Raw genomic sequence first — 14,019 nt, 5'->3', positions numbered from 1 at the left:
GCTCTCCGTCACTCACATCGGCTGGGATATCTGTACAACACTGCGGCCGCGGCACCCGGGGAGGGCACCGCGGCCGGAGGAGCCGGGATCCTAGCTCTCGGCCTTCTCACGCTTCAGGGCCTCCAGCGCCCGCTGCGTGATCTCGTCCACGGGGCCCAGGGAGGAGATCGTCACGACCAGGCCCTGCGCCTTGTAGTAGTCGATGATCGGCTCGGTCTGCGTGTGGTAGACCTCCAGCCGCGTACGGACGGTGTCCTCGGAGTCGTCGTCGCGCTGGTACAGCTCACCGCCGCAGACGTCGCACACGCCGTCCTTCTTGGGCGGGCTGTACGTCACGTGGAACACGTGCGAGGAGTCGTTGCGGCAGATGCGCCGGCCGGCGATCCGCTTGACGACCTCGTCCTCGGGGACCTCCAGGTCCAGAACGGCGTCCAGGGTGATGCCCTCGGTCTCCAGCAGCTGGTCCAGCGCCTCGGCCTGCGACACGTTGCGCGGGAAGCCGTCCAGCAGGAAGCCCTTCTCGGCGTCCGGCTGCTCCATGCGGTCCTTGGCCATGGCGATGGTGACCTCGTCGGGTACGAGGTTGCCGGCGTCCATGTAGGACTTCGCGAGCTTGCCCAGCTCGGTCTGCTGGCTGATGTTGGCCCGGAACAGGTCGCCCGTGGAGATGTGCGGGATGGCCAGCTTCTCGGCGAGGCGGACGGCTTGCGTTCCCTTACCGGCACCCGGCGGCCCGACGAGGACGATACGCATCAGCGGAGGAACCCTTCGTAATTGCGCTGCTGGAGCTGGCTCTCGATCTGCTTCACCGTCTCGAGACCGACACCCACGATGATCAGGATGCTGGTACCGCCGAACGGGAAGTTCTGGCTTGCCCCGAAGCCCACCAACGCCATTGTCGGCACAAGAGCGATCAGACCCAGATACAGCGAACCCGGCCAGGTGATCCGGTTGAGCACGTAGCTGAGGTACTCAGCGGTCGGTCGGCCAGCCCGGATGCCCGGGATGAAGCCACCATACTTCTTCATGTTGTCGGCGACTTCCTCGGGGTTGAAGGAGATCGCCACGTAGAAGAACGCGAAGAAAACGATGAGCAAGAAGTACATCGTGATGTAAATCGGGTGGTCGCCCTTGGTCAGGTTCTGCTCGACCCAGGTCTTCCAGCCCGACTTGCCCCCCGCGAACTGCGCCACGAGCGCCGGGATGTAGAGCAGCGAGGAGGCGAAGATGACCGGAATCACACCCGCCTGGTTCACCTTGAGCGGGATGTACGTGGACGTACCACCGTAGGAACGACGGCCGATCATGCGCTTCGCGTACTGCACCGGGATGCGGCGCTGGGCCTGCTCGACGAAGACGACGAGCGCGACCATGACCAGGCCGACCAGGATGACGGTGCCGAACTCGATCCAGCCGCCGGCCAGGGTGCCCTGCTTCTTGATGGCCCACAGCGCCGACGGGAAGGTCGCGGCGATCGAGATGAACATCAGGATCGACATGCCGTTGCCGATGCCACGGTCGGTGATCAGCTCACCGAGCCACATCACGACGGCCGTACCGGCGGTCATGCAGACGACCATCGTGATGGTCGTGAAGATCGCCTGGTCCGGGACGATGCTCGTGGCGACCGAGCAGCCGCTGAACAGCCGGCCGGTGCGGGCGGTGGCGACCAGGCCGGTGCCCTGCAGGATGGCGAGGGCCACCGTCAGGTAACGGGTGTACTGCGTGATCTTCGCCGTACCGGCCTGACCCTCCTTCTTGAGGGCTTCCAGGCGCGGGATGACCACGGTCAGCAGCTGAAGGATGATGCTGGCCGTGATGTAGGGCATGATGCCGAGCGCGAAGACCGTGATCTGCAGCAGCGCACCGCCGCTGAACATGTTCACGAGGCCGAACAGGCCCTGGTTGGCCCCAGCCTCGGTGACACACTGCTGGACGGCCTTGTAGTTGACGCCGGGGATCGGGATGTGGGTACCGACCCGGTAGACCACGATGATGGCCAGCGTGAAGAGCAGCTTCTTGCGCAGGTCGGGCGTCTTGAACGCCCGGGCGAACGCGGTGAGCACGGTGCCTCCTGCGACCCCCGCGCAACTGCGTCAAGGGTGACGGTCTTGAGGTTCGACGGATACAGACGAATTACTAACGGTCAACTGCCGCTCAGAGTGCCCCATGGGAAGCACCCGTGAAAGTAGGCAGTGCTGGCCACCTTACCGGCGAGAGCACCGCCCTTGGAACGACCGACCGGGGATACCCCTTTTGTGGAGTATCCCCGGTCGGGATCGTTCACGTCATCGAGGGACCTGAGGAACTCAGACCAGCTCGGTGACCGTACCGCCGGCGGCGGTGATCTTCTCCTTGGCGGAGCCGGAGACGGCGTCGACCGTCACCTGCAGCGCCACGGAGACCTCGCCCTGGCCGAGGACCTTGACGAGGCTGTTCTTACGAACGGCACCCTTGGCCACCAGGCCCTCGACCGTGACCTCGCCACCCTCGGGGTAGAGCGCGGCCAGCTTGTCGAGGTTCACGACCTGGTACTCGGTCTTGAACGGGTTCTTGAAGCCCTTCAGCTTCGGGAGGCGCATGTGCAGCGGCATCTGGCCACCCTCGAAGCGCTCCGGAACCTGGTAGCGGGCCTTGGTGCCCTTGGTACCACGACCGGCCGTCTTACCCTTCGACGCCTCACCACGACCCACACGGGTCTTGGCGGTCTTGGCGCCCGGGGCGGGACGGAGGTTGTGGATCTTCAGCGGGTTCTGCTCCGCCATGATCAGTCGACCTCCTCGACCGTCACGAGGTGGCGGACGGTGTGCACCATGCCGCGGAACTCGGGGCGGTCCTCCTTGACGACCACGGTGTTGATCCCCTTGAGACCAAGCGACCGCAGGGTGTCACGGTGGTTCTGCTTGCTGCCGATGTAGGACTTGACCTGCGTGATCTTGAGCTGCGCCATGATTACGCACCCGCCCCGGCACGCGCACGCAGCAGAGCCGCGGGAGCGACGTCCTCGAGCGGCAGACCACGGCGGGCCGCGATCTCCTCGGGACGCTGCAGACCCTTCAGGGCCTCCACGGTCGCGTGCACGATGTTGATGGCGTTGTCGGAGCCGAGCGACTTCGACAGCACGTCGTGGATACCGGCGCACTCGAGCACGGCACGCACCGGACCACCGGCGATAACACCGGTACCCGGGGACGCGGGCTTGAGCAGCACCACGCCGGCAGCCTTCTCACCCTGGATGGGGTGGGGGATGGTGCCCTGGATCCGGGGGACCTTGAAGAAGTGCTTCTTGGCCTCCTCAACGCCCTTGGCGATGGCGGCCGGCACCTCCTTGGCCTTGCCGTATCCGACACCCACGGTGCCGTCACCGTCGCCCACCACGACCAGCGCGGTGAAGCTGAAGCGACGACCACCCTTCACAACCTTGGCGACGCGGTTGATCGCGACGACGCGCTCAACGTACGCGGTCTTCTCGGCGGCAGCAGCGCCGCCGTCACGGCCCTTCCGGTCCCGCCGCTCGCCGCCACCGGCACCGCCACCGCGGCGCTGGGGTCCAGCCATTGGATTTACCTCTCTCTTTTCCGCTAGCTACGGCGGCTCAGAACCTGAGCCCGGCCTCGCGGGCGGCGTCCGCCAGGGCGGCGATGCGCCCGGCGTACTGGTTGCCACCACGGTCGAACACGACGGCCTCGACACCGGCGGCCTTGGCACGCTCGGCTACCAGGGCGCCGACCTGCTTGGCCTGCGCGGACTTGTCGGACTCGCCACCACGGATCGAAGCGTCCAGCGTGGACGCCGACGCCAGGGTGTGGCCCTTCAGGTCGTCGATCACCTGCGCCACGATGTGGCGGTTGGAGCGGGTCACGACCAGACGGGGGCGCTCCGCCGTACCGGAGATCCGCTTGCGGATCCGGATGTGACGGCGCTTGATCGCGGCGCGCTTGTAGGCGTCGCCCTTGAGGATCTTCTGCCCGTATGCCATGGCTTACTTACCCGCCTTTCCGACCTTGCGGCGGATGACTTCGCCCTCGTACTTGACGCCCTTGGCCTTGTACGGGTCGGGCTTGCGCAGCTTGCGGATGTTGGCCGCAACCTCGCCGACCTTCTGCTTGTCGATGCCCTCGACCTGGAAGCGGGTCGGGGTCTCCACCTTGAAGGTGATGCCCTCGGGGGCCTCGACGACGATCGGGTGGCTGTAACCGAGAGCGAACTCCAGGTTCGAACCCTTGGCGGTCACTCGGTAACCGACACCGCTGATCTCGAGCTTCTTCACGTAACCCTGGGTCACGCCGGTGATCATGTTCGCCACCAGCGTGCGGGAGAGGCCGTGCAGGGCCTTGCTCTGACGCTCGTCGTTCGGGCGGGTCACCTGCAGGGTGCCGTCCTCGCCCTTAGCGATGTCGATCGGAGCCGCGACGGTGTGGGTCAGCGAGCCCTTGGGGCCCTTGACCGAGACCGTACGGCCGTCGATGGTGACGTCCACGCCGGCGGGAACCGCGATGGGGAGCTTGCCGATGCGCGACATAGCTGTTTCCTCCGTTCCCTTCTGCTACCAGACGTAGGCGAGGACTTCCCCACCCACGCCCTTCTTGCCGGCCTGCTTGTCGGTGAGGAGCCCGTGCGACGTGGAGATGATCGCCACGCCGAGGCCGCCGAGCACCTTCGGCAGGTTGGTGGACTTCGCGTACACCCGGAGACCGGGCTTGGAGATCCGCTTGATGCCCGCGATGGAGCGCTCACGGTTCGGACCGAACTTCAGCTCGAGGACGAGGTTCTTGCCGACCTCGGCGTCCTCGACACGCCAGCCCGTGATGAAGCCCTCCTGCTGGAGGATCTCCGCGATGTGAGACTTGATCTTGGACGCCGGCATCGTCACGGAGTCGTGGTACGCCGAGTTCGCGTTCCGCAGACGCGTCAGCATGTCTGCGATCGGATCAGTCATGGTCATGAATTGGCCTGTGGCCTTTCTCGCCGGGGTTTCCTATATGCGCCATCCCTCTCCCCGTACTTCTGCAGACGGGACGGGTGCGGTGCGGGGACCTACGGCGTAGTAAGTCGATCCAGGGCGGCAGAGGCCCAACCCTCCTAGCCTAAGCCATGAGGGGGTGGGCCTCCGCCGACCCAGTTGCTTACCGAGAGGTCCAGGAATCCCGAATTACCGGGATTACCAGGAGCTCTTGGTCACGCCCGGCAGCTCGCCACGGTGAGCCATCTCACGAAGGCACACGCGGCAGAGGCCGAACTTGCGGTACACGGAGTGCGGACGGCCGCAGCGCTGGCAGCGGGTGTAGCCACGCACACCGAACTTGGGCTTGCGAGCAGCCTTGGCAATCAGAGCCTTCTTCGCCATCTCGCTCACGCCTCCTTGAACGGGAAGCCGAGGTGACGAAGGAGCGCGCGGCCCTCAGCGTCGTTGGTCGCCGTGGTGACCACGGTGATGTCCATGCCCCGGGTACGGTCGATCTTGTCCTGGTCGATCTCGTGGAACATGACCTGCTCCGTGAGACCGAAGGTGTAGTTGCCACGGCCGTCGAACTGCTTGGGGGACAGGCCGCGGAAGTCGCGGATGCGCGGCAGCGCGAGCGACAGGGTGCGGTCCAGGAACTCCCACATGCGGTCGCCACGGAGCGTGACGTGGGCACCGATCGGCTGGCCCTCACGCAGCTTGAACTGCGCGATGGACTTGCGGGCCTTGGTGACGGCCGGCTTCTGACCGGTGATCGTGGTGAGGTCGCGGATCGCGCCCTCGATCAGCTTCGAGTCACGGGCGGCGTCGCCCACACCCATGTTGACCACGATCTTGACGAGGCCGGGAACCTGCATGACGTTCTCGTACTTGAACTCGTCACGCAGCTTGCCCGCGATCTCCTCGCGGTACTTCTGCTTCAGACGCGGAGTGGTGGTGGTAGCCATCAGATGTCCTCACCCGTCCGCTTGGCAACGCGGATCTTGTTGCCCTCTTCGTCGAAGCGGTAGCCGACACGCGTGACGACCTTGTTGCCGTCCTTCTCCACGACCAGCTGAACGTTGGACACGTGGATCGGGGCCTCGGTGGTCACGATGCCGCCGGCCTGGGAACCGCGAGCGGTCGGACCGGCCTTGGTGTGCTTCTTGACCCGGTTGACACCCTCGACCAGGACACGCTCCTCGCGCGGGTAAGCGGCAATGACCTTGCCCTGCTTGCCCTTGTCCTTGCCGGTGATGACCTGGACCAGGTCGCCCTTCTTGATCTTCATGCTTACAGCACCTCCGGCGCGAGCGAGATGATCTTCATGAACTTCTTCTCGCGCAGCTCACGGCCGACCGGGCCGAAGATGCGGGTGCCGCGAGGGTCGCCGTCGTTCTTCAGAATGACGGCGGCGTTCTCGTCGAAGCGGATGTACGAGCCGTCCGGACGGCGGCGCTCCTTGACGGTGCGAACGATGACCGCCTTGACGACGTCACCCTTCTTCACGTTGCCACCGGGGATCGCGTCCTTGACGGTGGCGACGATGACGTCACCGATGCCCGCGTAGCGGCGACCGGAGCCACCGAGCACACGGATGCAAAGGATCTCCTTCGCACCAGTGTTGTCGGCGACGCGCAGTCGCGACTCCTGCTGGATCACGTCTATCTCCTGTTTGTCTGCCGGTTCCCGGCAGGGGTTCCGTGACGGAACCCCTGCCGAGCCTGGCGGAACTGACCTGCGGGGTTTGCCCCGCAGGAATTACTTGGCCTTCTCGAGGATCTCGACGACGCGCCAGTGCTTCGTCGCGGACAGCGGCCGGGTCTCCATCAGGAGGACGCGGTCGCCGATGCCGGCGGCGTTCTGCTCGTCGTGGGCCTTGAGCTTGCTCGTGCTGCGGATGACCTTGCCGTACAGCGCGTGCTTCTTGCGGTCCTCGACAGCGACGACGACGGTCTTGTCCATCTTGTCGCTGACGACGATGCCCTCACGGGTCTTGCGGAAGCCCCGAGCCTCAGTGTTCGTCTCAGTCACGTTGTTCTCGCTCATCAGGCGTTCTCCACCGTTTCGATGCCCAGCTCACGCTCGCGCATCAGGGTGTAGATCCGCGCGATGTCCTTGCGGACCGCCTTCAGACGGCCGTGGTTCTCGAGCTGCCCGGTCGCCGCCTGGAAGCGGAGGTTGAACAGCTCTTCCTTGGCCTCGCGGAGCTTCGCCAGAAGCTCCTCGTTGCCCAGCTCGCGCAGCTCGGACGCCTTGGTACCGGCCGACATCACGCTTCACCTGCCTCGCGCTTGACGATCCGGCACTTCATCGGCAGCTTGTGGGCCGCACGGGTCAGCGCCTCACGGGCGATCTTCTCGTTGGGGTACGACAGCTCGAACATCACGCGTCCGGGCTTGACGTTGGCGATCCACCACTCCGGAGAACCCTTACCGGAACCCATGCGGGTCTCGGCCGGCTTCTTGGTGAGCGGACGGTCCGGGTAGATGTTGATCCAGACCTTGCCGCCACGCTTGATGTGGCGGGTCATGGCGATACGAGCCGCCTCGATCTGGCGGTTCGTCACGTACGCCGGGGTCAGCGCCTGGATGCCGTACTCGCCGAACGCAACCTGCGTTCCACCCTTGGACATACCGTTGCGCTTCGGGTGGTGCTGCTTGCGGTGCTTGACCCTACGGGGGATCAGCATGTCGGTCAGGCCTCCGTTCCGGTGCTCTCAGCCGGAGCGGCGGGGGCCTCGGCCTTGGGGGCCTCGGCGCCGGCAGCCTGCTGCGGCTTGCGACCGCGCCGCTCGCCACCGCGGCCACCACGGGCCGGGCGGTCGGCGCCACCGCGGGCCGGGCGGTTACCCGCACGGGCGGCAGCGTTCTCGGCGCGGACCTCGGCGATGTTCTTGACGTCGCCCTTGTAGATCCAGACCTTCACACCGATGCGGCCGAAGGTCGTCTTGGCCTCGAAGAAGCCGTAGTCCACGTTCGCGCGGAGCGTGTGCAGGGGCACGCGGCCCTCGCGGTAGAACTCCGAGCGGGACATCTCGGCGCCGCCGAGGCGGCCACCGCACTGGATCTTGATGCCCTTGGCGCCGGCCTTCATCGCCGACTGCATGCTCTTGCGCATGGCACGGCGGAAGGAGACGCGGGAGGAGAGCTGCTCGGCGACGGCCTGGGCCACGAGCTGAGCGTCGGTCTCGGGGTTCTTGACCTCGAGGATGTTCAGCTGGACCTGCTTGCCCGTGAGCTTCTCGAGGTCGCCGCGGATGCGGTCGGCCTCGGCGCCACGGCGGCCGATGACGATGCCCGGACGAGCGGTGTGGATGTCCACACGCACGCGGTCACGGGTGCGCTCGATCTCCACCTTCGAGATGCCGGCGCGCTCCATGCCGGACGTCATCATCCGACGGATGGCGACGTCTTCCTTGACGTAGTCCTTGTACAGCTTGTCGGCGTACCACCGGGACTTGAAGTCCGTGGTGACACCGAGCCGGAACCCATGCGGGTTAACCTTCTGGCCCATTACCGGGTTCCTTCCTTGCTGCTGACGACCACGGTGATGTGGCTGGTCCGCTTGCGGATCCGGTAGGCACGGCCCTGAGCACGCGGACGGAACCGCTTCAGGGTCGGACCCTCGTCGACGTACGCCTCGGAGATGTAGAGGCTGTCGGCGTCGGTGTGGTCGTAGTTGTGCGCGGCGTTGGCGATGGCGCTGTCGAGCACCTTGCCGACCGGCACGGAGGCTGCCTGCGGAGCGAATCGCAGAACAGCCTGGGCCTCCGTGGCGTCCATGCCACGGATGAGGTCCACCACGCGGCGGGCCTTCATGGGCGTGACGCGGATGTACCGCGCCTGGGCCCTGGCTTCCATGGTTGTCCCTTCAGTTACTTACGTGTCTGAATGCGATCCGCTACTAGCGGCGCTTCGACTTCCGGTCTTCCTTGACGTGGCCCCGGAAGGTGCGGGTCGGCGAGAACTCGCCGAGCTTGTGGCCGACCATCGACTCGGTGACGAACACCGGGATGTGGGTCTTGCCGTTGTGCACCGCGAGCGTGTGGCCCAGCATGGCCGGGACGATCATCGAGCGGCGGGACCAGGTCTTGATGACGTTCTTGGTGCCGGCTTCGTTCTGGGCGTCCACCTTCTTGATCAGGTGGTCGTCGACGAAGGGCCCCTTCTTCAGGCTACGAGGCATCTCAACCCGTCCTTAGCGCTTCTTGTTCGTCTTGCGGCGGCGGACGATGTACTTGTTCGACGCCTTCTTGGGCGAACGAGTACGGCCTTCCTTCTTGCCCCACGGGGACACAGGGTGGCGACCACCGGAGGTCCGGCCCTCACCACCACCGTGCGGGTGGTCAACCGGGTTCATCACGACACCACGGACGGTCGGGCGGACGCCCAGCCACCGCTTACGGCCGGCCTTGCCCCAGTTGATGTTGCTCTGCTCGGCGTTGCCGACCTCGCCCACAGTGGCGCGGCAGCGGACGTCGACCAGGCGGATCTCACCGGACGGCATGCGCAGGTGGGCCATGGAGCCCTCCTTCGCGAGCAGCTGCACGGAGGCACCGGCCGAGCGGGCGAACTTGGCGCCGCCGCCCGGACGCAGTTCGATGGCGTGCAGGGTCGTACCGACCGGGATGTTGCGCAGGGCGAGGTTGTTGCCCGGCTTGATGTCGGCCCCGGGACCGTTCTCGACGCGGTCGCCCTGGTTCAGGCCACGCGGCGCGAGGATGTAGCGCTTCTCGCCGTCCGCGTAGTGCAGGAGCGCGATGCGCGCGGTGCGGTTGGGGTCGTACTCGATGTGCGCGACCTTCGCCGGCACGCCGTCCTTGTCGTGACGACGGAAGTCGATCACACGGTAGGCGCGCTTGTGTCCGCCACCCTGGTGGCGAACGGTCACACGACCGGCGTTGTTACGGCCGCCCTTGCTGTGCAGGGGACGGACCAGCGACTTCTCCGGCGTGGACCGCGTGACCTCGACGAAGTCGGCGACGCTGGCGCCACGACGGCCCGGCGTAGTCGGCTTGTACTTGCGGATTCCCATTTCTCAGTCCTCGTCCGATATCGGACGATCCGACCCGCTTACGCGGTCGGACCGCCGAAGATGTCGATACGGTCGCCCTCGGCGAGGGTCACGATCGCGCGCTTGGTCGCGGCACGCTGGCCGAAACCGGTGCGGGTCCGCTTGCGCTTGCCCTGGCGGTTGATCGTGTTGACCCCGGTGACCTTGACGTCGAAGACCGCCTGAACGGCCTGCTTGATCTGGGTCTTGTTGGCGTTCGGGTCGACGATGAACGTGTACTTGTTCTCGTCGAGGAGCGCGTAGCTCTTCTCGGAGACGACCGGCTTCAGCAGGACGTCACGGGGGTCCGTGTACGACTTGCTCAGCGGGGTCTCGACGGTGTTCTTGCCCTCGGCGGCGTGACGACGCGCCTTGGCGACGCGCGCGGCCTTGGCGGCCTTGGCGGCCTTCGAGGCGATGCTCGGGTGACGGATGGCCATCAGACCTCGCTCCCTTCGGTGTCGTTGGCCTTCGGGCCGGCGACGAAGGACTCGAAAGCGGCCTGGGTGAAGACCACGTCGTCCGAGACGAGAACGTCGTACGTGTTCAGCTGGCCCGGCTCCAGGATGTGGACCTGGGGCAGGTTGCGGGCGGACAGCCACGCGGCCTCGTCGGCGCGGTCGACGACCAGGAGCAGGTTCTTGCGCTCCGAGATCTTGCCGAACAGCGACTTGGCGGCCTTGGTGCTGGGGGTCTCGCCCTCGACCACGCCGGAGACGACGTGGATGCGGTTGTGACGCGCCCGGTCGGTGAGGGCACCGCGCAGGGCGGCGGCCTTCATCTTCTTCGGGGTGCGCTGCGAGTAGTCGCGCGGCACGGGACCGTGCACGACGCCACCACCGGCGAACTGCGGCGCGCGGGTCGAACCCTGGCGGGCGCGACCGGTGCCCTTCTGGCGGTACGGCTTCTTGCCGCCACCACGGACTTCACCGCGGGTCTTGGTCTTGTGCGTGCCCTGACGGGCAGCGGCCAGCTGCGCGACGACGACCTGGTGGATCAGCGGAACGCTGACCTTGGCGTCGAAGATCTCCGCGGGGAGCTCGACGGAACCGGCCTTCTCGCCCGCCGGCGAAAGGATGTCAACAGTGCTCATCGGTTACCTCAGGCCCCCTTGGCCGCGGTGCGGACCAGGACGAGGCCGCCGTTCGGACCGGGAACCGCGCCCTTGATGAGCAGCAGACCCTTCTCCGCGTCAACGGCGTGGACGGTCAGGTTCTGGGTGGTGACCCGCTCGTTGCCCATGCGACCCGCCATGCGGAGGCCCTTGAACACGCGGCCCGGGGTGGCGCAGCCACCGATGGAACCGGGAGAGCGGTGCTTGCGCTGGGTGCCGTGTCCGGCGCCGAGGCCACGGAAGTTGTGGCGCTTCATGACACCGGCGAAGCCCTTGCCCTTGCTCTTGCCGGTCACGTCGACCTTCACGCCGGCCTCGAACACCTCGGCGGTGATCTCCTGGCCGAGCGTGTACTCGGAGGCGTCCGCGGTGCGGATCTCGACGAGGTGGCGACGGGGGGTGACGTCGGCCTTGGCGAAGTGACCCTTGAGGGGCTTGTTCACCTTGCGCGGGTCGATCTCGCCGAAGGCGATCTGGACGGACTCGTAGCCGTCGACGTCGTTCGTACGAACCTGGGTCACGACATTCGGCCCGGCCTTGACGACGGTGACCGGAACAACACGGTTGTTCTCGTCCCACACCTGCGTCATGCCGAGCTTCTCGCCCAGGATGCCCTTGATCTGCTTAGCCATTCTCAGCCCACCAGCCTCAGAGCTTGATCTCGATGTCGACACCGGCCGGCAGGTCGAGTCGCATCAGAGAGTCAACGGTCTTGGGGGTCGGGTCGAGAATGTCGATCAGGCGCTTGTGCGTGCGCATCTCGAAGTGCTCGCGCGAGTCCTTGTACTTGTGCGGCGACTTGATGACGCAGTACACGTTCTTCTCAGTGGGCAGCGGCACCGGGCCCGCGACCGACGCACCAGTGCGGGTCACCGTCTCGACGATCTTCTTCGCCGAGGAGTCGATGACCTCGTGGTCGTAGGCCTTGAGCCGGATGCGGATCTTCTGTCCCGCCATGGCTACTCAGTAGTCCTGTCTCTCTTACGCTCTGGAACCCGGTGGATTCCTTCTGCTGCCGTCGTTTCTCCGACCCACGCGGTCGGGCGTGTCGCGCTCCCGCTGACACAGATGTCCCTTGTTCGAACATCCCTGCGGGAATGCACACGGCCCTTCCGGAACCGCGAACCGGGGACCTCGGGCCCACCGGGCGCCTGGCCGGTGCCGCGCCCACACTTCCCGGAAGATTCCCGTACGTCCGCCCCAGTGCTGCCCGTGGGCAGTTAGGACGACGAGTACTGTGGGACTCGCTTCCGGTCCTCCCGGCGGGAGGCGCGCAGCATCAACACTCGACCGAGCAACTCGGACAGTCTGCCATATGGGGCGGGGCGGATGCCAATCGGGGCGGAGAGAATACCCCTCGGGTGACGTAGGTCAAACCGGGGGCCGGGTGAACTCCGTGGCGGGGTAGGCGGCGAAGGCCTGGTTCTCACCGGCGACGACGCCACAGGTGCGGACGGGAGCGTCGTCCCGCGGTCGTCCGCACGTTCCGCCGGCAGACGTACCCCGGCGATGCCGCTCGACGGGCTGGGGCAGCCCGCCCGAGGTGGAAGAGCCGAGCTCCGCCATGCTGCCAAGAGGGTGCTTCAGGCACGCGGCATGATGCGTACATCGCTGCAGCCGCGCTGCTTCGCCTCGTGGTCGGTGAAGGCCTGCAGGGCGGAGCGGGCGAACGAGGCGGAGTATTGCGGCACCGGGTAGGTGTCGGTGTCCCTGTCGTGCAGGTGGTACAGCACGAACACCGCCTGCTGCGCCGACCGCGGGCACGTCGCGGTGGCCCACGCGTAGTCGCGGTCGCTGTGGGAGGGGCCGTAGCCCTCCTTGAGCTGATCGCCCTCGCTCGTCAGGAAGTCCTTGGCGGCGGCGCCGTAATAGGCGTAGAGGCCGTAGCCGGGCTTCTTCGCCTTCGTGACCAGATAGCAGTTGGTCTGCGGGGCGTCCTTGTCCGCCGGGTACTCCATGATCTCGGGGGTGTCGCTCTGCGCCGCCGCCGTGCGGCGCAGAGCCACGCACGAGCCCTGGGCCTGCTGCAGCGGTTTCGCCGTGTCGGGCGCGCCGAGCCGTGCGGTGGACAGGCCGGTGAGTTGCTTGCCGGCCTTCACCTGGCAGCCGTGCTTCTCGGTGGCCTTCTCCGCGGTCTCGGTGGTCACCCGGCCGAGACCGGTCAGAGTCGTGCCGTTCGACGTGCCGAGCAGGTCACCGTAGGCGACCAGGGCCTTGTTCTTCTGGTTGACGCAGTCCAGCGCGACCATGACCTGATAGGTGCCGCCCTCGTACCTGACGACACCGGACCAGCCGTGACCGAGGGGGGACGCCTGCTCCCTCACTCCGTCGTAGTCCTCGTTGTACCAGGTGAGGGTGGAGGAAGGAGCCTTCGACGTGCTCCAGCGCAGCTTCAGCTCCAGGGAACCGCTCTGCGGCCCGGATTCCGCGTTACGGACACGGCAGGCAGCCAGGTAGTCGCTGTCGCCCTCGCCATCGGCGCTCAGATGCGAGGAGTGCAGCGCGCACGGCTCCCACCAGCGCCAGAACCAGCAGGCACGCCCCTGCGGCCCACCCAGCGTGTACACGTCGGAACCTGGATTTCGTCTGCACCGTGCTCATTCCGTCGAAGGCCGTTGCGCGCCGGATCAGCGGTCGGCGCGGAGCGTGCTCAGGGTGCGGTCACGCCCGTGCGCGTAGTCGTCCTGGCCCGCGTGGACGTAGTACTTGGTCCAGTCGCTGTCGACGGCATGCCCGCGGCTGTCCGCCCACGACCTGACCAGCTTCTCGACGTCATGCTGGCCGGCGCCGTAGGTCTTGGCGTTCTGCTCGGTCGCGGCGAGGTTCGCCTCTGCCACGTGCTCCTTGTTCGACTCGTACGCCGACACGTCGAGGGTTCTCTGGCTGAGGTCTCCCACGGGGCGCAGGG

At 66.5% G+C, this 14,019-nt stretch carries 25 protein-coding genes; all 25 read right to left on the bottom strand.

Annotation, left to right across the window (positions count from 1 at the left end; genetic code table 11):
• Nucleotides 1-90 precede the first annotated feature (90 nt).
• A complete protein-coding gene (locus ACQPXS_RS27695) occupies nt 91-753 on the bottom strand; it encodes an adenylate kinase (RefSeq protein WP_351802179.1) in 663 nt (220 codons plus the stop codon).
• Entirely contained in the window at nt 753-2,066 is a 1,314-nt protein-coding gene (gene secY, locus ACQPXS_RS27690; protein ID WP_351802181.1) for a preprotein translocase subunit SecY, read from the bottom strand. Before secY ends, ACQPXS_RS27695 begins: the two co-directional genes overlap by 1 nt.
• Before the next feature lie 243 nt (nt 2,067-2,309).
• The gene (rplO, locus tag ACQPXS_RS27685) at nt 2,310-2,765 is read right to left on the bottom strand and encodes a 50S ribosomal protein L15 (RefSeq protein ID WP_030745257.1); all 456 of its coding nucleotides are present in this window, start codon (nt 2,763-2,765) and stop codon (nt 2,310-2,312) included.
• Nucleotides 2,766-2,767: 2 nt separating this feature from the next.
• Entirely contained in the window at nt 2,768-2,950 is a 183-nt protein-coding gene (gene rpmD / locus ACQPXS_RS27680) for a 50S ribosomal protein L30 (RefSeq protein ID WP_003998814.1), read from the bottom strand.
• A 2-nt stretch (nt 2,951-2,952) separates the two neighbouring features.
• On the bottom strand, nt 2,953-3,558 hold the full coding sequence (gene rpsE / locus ACQPXS_RS27675) for a 30S ribosomal protein S5 (RefSeq protein ID WP_009190144.1): 606 nt from the start codon (nt 3,556-3,558) through the stop codon (nt 2,953-2,955).
• 37 nt (nt 3,559-3,595) lie between these two features.
• A complete protein-coding gene (gene rplR, locus ACQPXS_RS27670) occupies nt 3,596-3,979 on the bottom strand; it encodes a 50S ribosomal protein L18 (protein WP_365332546.1) in 384 nt (127 codons plus the stop codon).
• 3 nt (nt 3,980-3,982) lie between these two features.
• Nucleotides 3,983-4,522 carry a 50S ribosomal protein L6 gene (gene rplF / locus ACQPXS_RS27665; RefSeq protein ID WP_356302261.1) on the bottom strand — a complete coding sequence of 180 codons (540 nt, stop codon included), beginning with the start codon at nt 4,520-4,522 and terminating at the stop codon, nt 3,983-3,985.
• 24 nt (nt 4,523-4,546) lie between these two features.
• Nucleotides 4,547-4,945, bottom strand: a complete 399-nt coding sequence (gene rpsH, locus ACQPXS_RS27660; RefSeq protein WP_030046382.1) for a 30S ribosomal protein S8 — start codon at nt 4,943-4,945, stop codon at nt 4,547-4,549.
• A 216-nt stretch (nt 4,946-5,161) separates the two neighbouring features.
• Complete coding sequence (locus ACQPXS_RS27655; RefSeq protein ID WP_003948630.1) at nt 5,162-5,347, bottom strand: type Z 30S ribosomal protein S14; 186 nt, start codon at nt 5,345-5,347, stop codon at nt 5,162-5,164.
• Between the two features lie 5 nt (nt 5,348-5,352).
• Nucleotides 5,353-5,910 (bottom strand): 50S ribosomal protein L5, encoded by a 558-nt coding sequence (gene rplE, locus ACQPXS_RS27650; protein WP_061920719.1) that lies wholly within the window; start codon nt 5,908-5,910, stop codon nt 5,353-5,355.
• Nucleotides 5,910-6,233, bottom strand: a complete 324-nt coding sequence (rplX, locus tag ACQPXS_RS27645; protein ID WP_003998822.1) for a 50S ribosomal protein L24 — start codon at nt 6,231-6,233, stop codon at nt 5,910-5,912. Before rplX ends, rplE begins: the two co-directional genes overlap by 1 nt.
• Before the next feature lie 2 nt (nt 6,234-6,235).
• The gene (gene rplN / locus ACQPXS_RS27640) at nt 6,236-6,604 is read right to left on the bottom strand and encodes a 50S ribosomal protein L14 (protein WP_003998823.1); all 369 of its coding nucleotides are present in this window, start codon (nt 6,602-6,604) and stop codon (nt 6,236-6,238) included.
• Between the two features lie 99 nt (nt 6,605-6,703).
• Nucleotides 6,704-6,991, bottom strand: coding sequence for a 30S ribosomal protein S17 (gene rpsQ / locus ACQPXS_RS27635; RefSeq protein ID WP_037694127.1), 288 nt, complete (start codon nt 6,989-6,991; stop codon nt 6,704-6,706).
• Entirely contained in the window at nt 6,991-7,215 is a 225-nt protein-coding gene (rpmC, locus tag ACQPXS_RS27630) for a 50S ribosomal protein L29 (RefSeq protein ID WP_007494763.1), read from the bottom strand. The genes rpsQ and rpmC overlap by 1 nt, the downstream gene beginning before the upstream one ends.
• Nucleotides 7,215-7,634 carry a 50S ribosomal protein L16 gene (gene rplP, locus ACQPXS_RS27625; RefSeq protein ID WP_009190136.1) on the bottom strand — a complete coding sequence of 140 codons (420 nt, stop codon included), beginning with the start codon at nt 7,632-7,634 and terminating at the stop codon, nt 7,215-7,217. The genes rpmC and rplP overlap by 1 nt, the downstream gene beginning before the upstream one ends.
• 5 nt (nt 7,635-7,639) lie before the next feature.
• Nucleotides 7,640-8,458, bottom strand: a complete 819-nt coding sequence (gene rpsC, locus ACQPXS_RS27620; RefSeq protein WP_055706471.1) for a 30S ribosomal protein S3 — start codon at nt 8,456-8,458, stop codon at nt 7,640-7,642.
• On the bottom strand, nt 8,458-8,805 hold the full coding sequence (gene rplV / locus ACQPXS_RS27615; protein WP_019329637.1) for a 50S ribosomal protein L22: 348 nt from the start codon (nt 8,803-8,805) through the stop codon (nt 8,458-8,460). Before rplV ends, rpsC begins: the two co-directional genes overlap by 1 nt.
• 43 nt (nt 8,806-8,848) lie before the next feature.
• Nucleotides 8,849-9,130, bottom strand: a complete 282-nt coding sequence (gene rpsS / locus ACQPXS_RS27610) for a 30S ribosomal protein S19 (RefSeq protein ID WP_023547380.1) — start codon at nt 9,128-9,130, stop codon at nt 8,849-8,851.
• A gap of 12 nt (nt 9,131-9,142) precedes the next feature.
• Nucleotides 9,143-9,979 (bottom strand): 50S ribosomal protein L2, encoded by an 837-nt coding sequence (gene rplB, locus ACQPXS_RS27605; RefSeq protein WP_330338325.1) that lies wholly within the window; start codon nt 9,977-9,979, stop codon nt 9,143-9,145.
• A 38-nt stretch (nt 9,980-10,017) separates the two neighbouring features.
• Nucleotides 10,018-10,437: a 50S ribosomal protein L23 gene (gene rplW / locus ACQPXS_RS27600; RefSeq protein ID WP_228621220.1), complete on the bottom strand. Its 420-nt coding sequence runs from the start codon at nt 10,435-10,437 to the stop codon at nt 10,018-10,020.
• Complete coding sequence (rplD, locus tag ACQPXS_RS27595) at nt 10,437-11,090, bottom strand: 50S ribosomal protein L4 (RefSeq protein WP_103812795.1); 654 nt, start codon at nt 11,088-11,090, stop codon at nt 10,437-10,439. The genes rplW and rplD overlap by 1 nt, the downstream gene beginning before the upstream one ends.
• A gap of 8 nt (nt 11,091-11,098) precedes the next feature.
• Entirely contained in the window at nt 11,099-11,743 is a 645-nt protein-coding gene (gene rplC, locus ACQPXS_RS27590; RefSeq protein ID WP_014674369.1) for a 50S ribosomal protein L3, read from the bottom strand.
• Between the two features lie 16 nt (nt 11,744-11,759).
• Nucleotides 11,760-12,068: a 30S ribosomal protein S10 gene (rpsJ, locus tag ACQPXS_RS27585; RefSeq protein ID WP_003948644.1), complete on the bottom strand. Its 309-nt coding sequence runs from the start codon at nt 12,066-12,068 to the stop codon at nt 11,760-11,762.
• A 626-nt stretch (nt 12,069-12,694) separates the two neighbouring features.
• The gene (locus ACQPXS_RS27580; protein WP_433451928.1) at nt 12,695-13,678 is read right to left on the bottom strand and encodes a hypothetical protein; all 984 of its coding nucleotides are present in this window, start codon (nt 13,676-13,678) and stop codon (nt 12,695-12,697) included.
• 60 nt (nt 13,679-13,738) lie between these two features.
• Complete coding sequence (locus ACQPXS_RS27575) at nt 13,739-14,008, bottom strand: hypothetical protein (RefSeq protein WP_433451926.1); 270 nt, start codon at nt 14,006-14,008, stop codon at nt 13,739-13,741.
• Nucleotides 14,009-14,019 lie beyond the last annotated feature (11 nt).

It is taken from the genome of Streptomyces sp. CA-142005 (genome assembly GCF_050942335.1).
In the GTDB taxonomy this organism is placed as follows: domain Bacteria; phylum Actinomycetota; class Actinomycetes; order Streptomycetales; family Streptomycetaceae; genus Streptomyces.
This window is presented reverse-complemented; position numbering and strand designations above follow the sequence as displayed.

Coding starts and splice junctions, on each gene's coding strand:
- ACQPXS_RS27695 (WP_351802179.1), bottom strand. CDS start 753: ATGCGTATCGTCCTCGTCGGGCCGCCGGGTGCCGGTAAGGGAACGCAA.
- rplO (WP_030745257.1), bottom strand. CDS start 2,765: ATGGCGGAGCAGAACCCGCTGAAGATCCACAACCTCCGTCCCGCCCCG.
- rpmD (WP_003998814.1), bottom strand. CDS start 2,950: ATGGCGCAGCTCAAGATCACGCAGGTCAAGTCCTACATCGGCAGCAAG.
- rpsE (WP_009190144.1), bottom strand. CDS start 3,558: ATGGCTGGACCCCAGCGCCGCGGTGGCGGTGCCGGTGGCGGCGAGCGG.
- rplR (WP_365332546.1), bottom strand. CDS start 3,979: ATGGCATACGGGCAGAAGATCCTCAAGGGCGACGCCTACAAGCGCGCC.
- rplF (WP_356302261.1), bottom strand. CDS start 4,522: ATGTCGCGCATCGGCAAGCTCCCCATCGCGGTTCCCGCCGGCGTGGAC.
- rpsH (WP_030046382.1), bottom strand. CDS start 4,945: ATGACCATGACTGATCCGATCGCAGACATGCTGACGCGTCTGCGGAAC.
- ACQPXS_RS27655 (WP_003948630.1), bottom strand. CDS start 5,347: ATGGCGAAGAAGGCTCTGATTGCCAAGGCTGCTCGCAAGCCCAAGTTC.
- rplE (WP_061920719.1), bottom strand. CDS start 5,910: ATGGCTACCACCACCACTCCGCGTCTGAAGCAGAAGTACCGCGAGGAG.
- rplX (WP_003998822.1), bottom strand. CDS start 6,233: ATGAAGATCAAGAAGGGCGACCTGGTCCAGGTCATCACCGGCAAGGAC.
- rpsQ (WP_037694127.1), bottom strand. CDS start 6,991: ATGAGCGAGAACAACGTGACTGAGACGAACACTGAGGCTCGGGGCTTC.
- rpmC (WP_007494763.1), bottom strand. CDS start 7,215: ATGTCGGCCGGTACCAAGGCGTCCGAGCTGCGCGAGCTGGGCAACGAG.
- rplP (WP_009190136.1), bottom strand. CDS start 7,634: ATGCTGATCCCCCGTAGGGTCAAGCACCGCAAGCAGCACCACCCGAAG.
- rpsC (WP_055706471.1), bottom strand. CDS start 8,458: ATGGGCCAGAAGGTTAACCCGCATGGGTTCCGGCTCGGTGTCACCACG.
- rplV (WP_019329637.1), bottom strand. CDS start 8,805: ATGGAAGCCAGGGCCCAGGCGCGGTACATCCGCGTCACGCCCATGAAG.
- rpsS (WP_023547380.1), bottom strand. CDS start 9,130: ATGCCTCGTAGCCTGAAGAAGGGGCCCTTCGTCGACGACCACCTGATC.
- rplB (WP_330338325.1), bottom strand. CDS start 9,979: ATGGGAATCCGCAAGTACAAGCCGACTACGCCGGGCCGTCGTGGCGCC.
- rplW (WP_228621220.1), bottom strand. CDS start 10,437: ATGGCCATCCGTCACCCGAGCATCGCCTCGAAGGCCGCCAAGGCCGCC.
- rplD (WP_103812795.1), bottom strand. CDS start 11,090: ATGAGCACTGTTGACATCCTTTCGCCGGCGGGCGAGAAGGCCGGTTCC.
- rplC (WP_014674369.1), bottom strand. CDS start 11,743: ATGGCTAAGCAGATCAAGGGCATCCTGGGCGAGAAGCTCGGCATGACG.
- rpsJ (WP_003948644.1), bottom strand. CDS start 12,068: ATGGCGGGACAGAAGATCCGCATCCGGCTCAAGGCCTACGACCACGAG.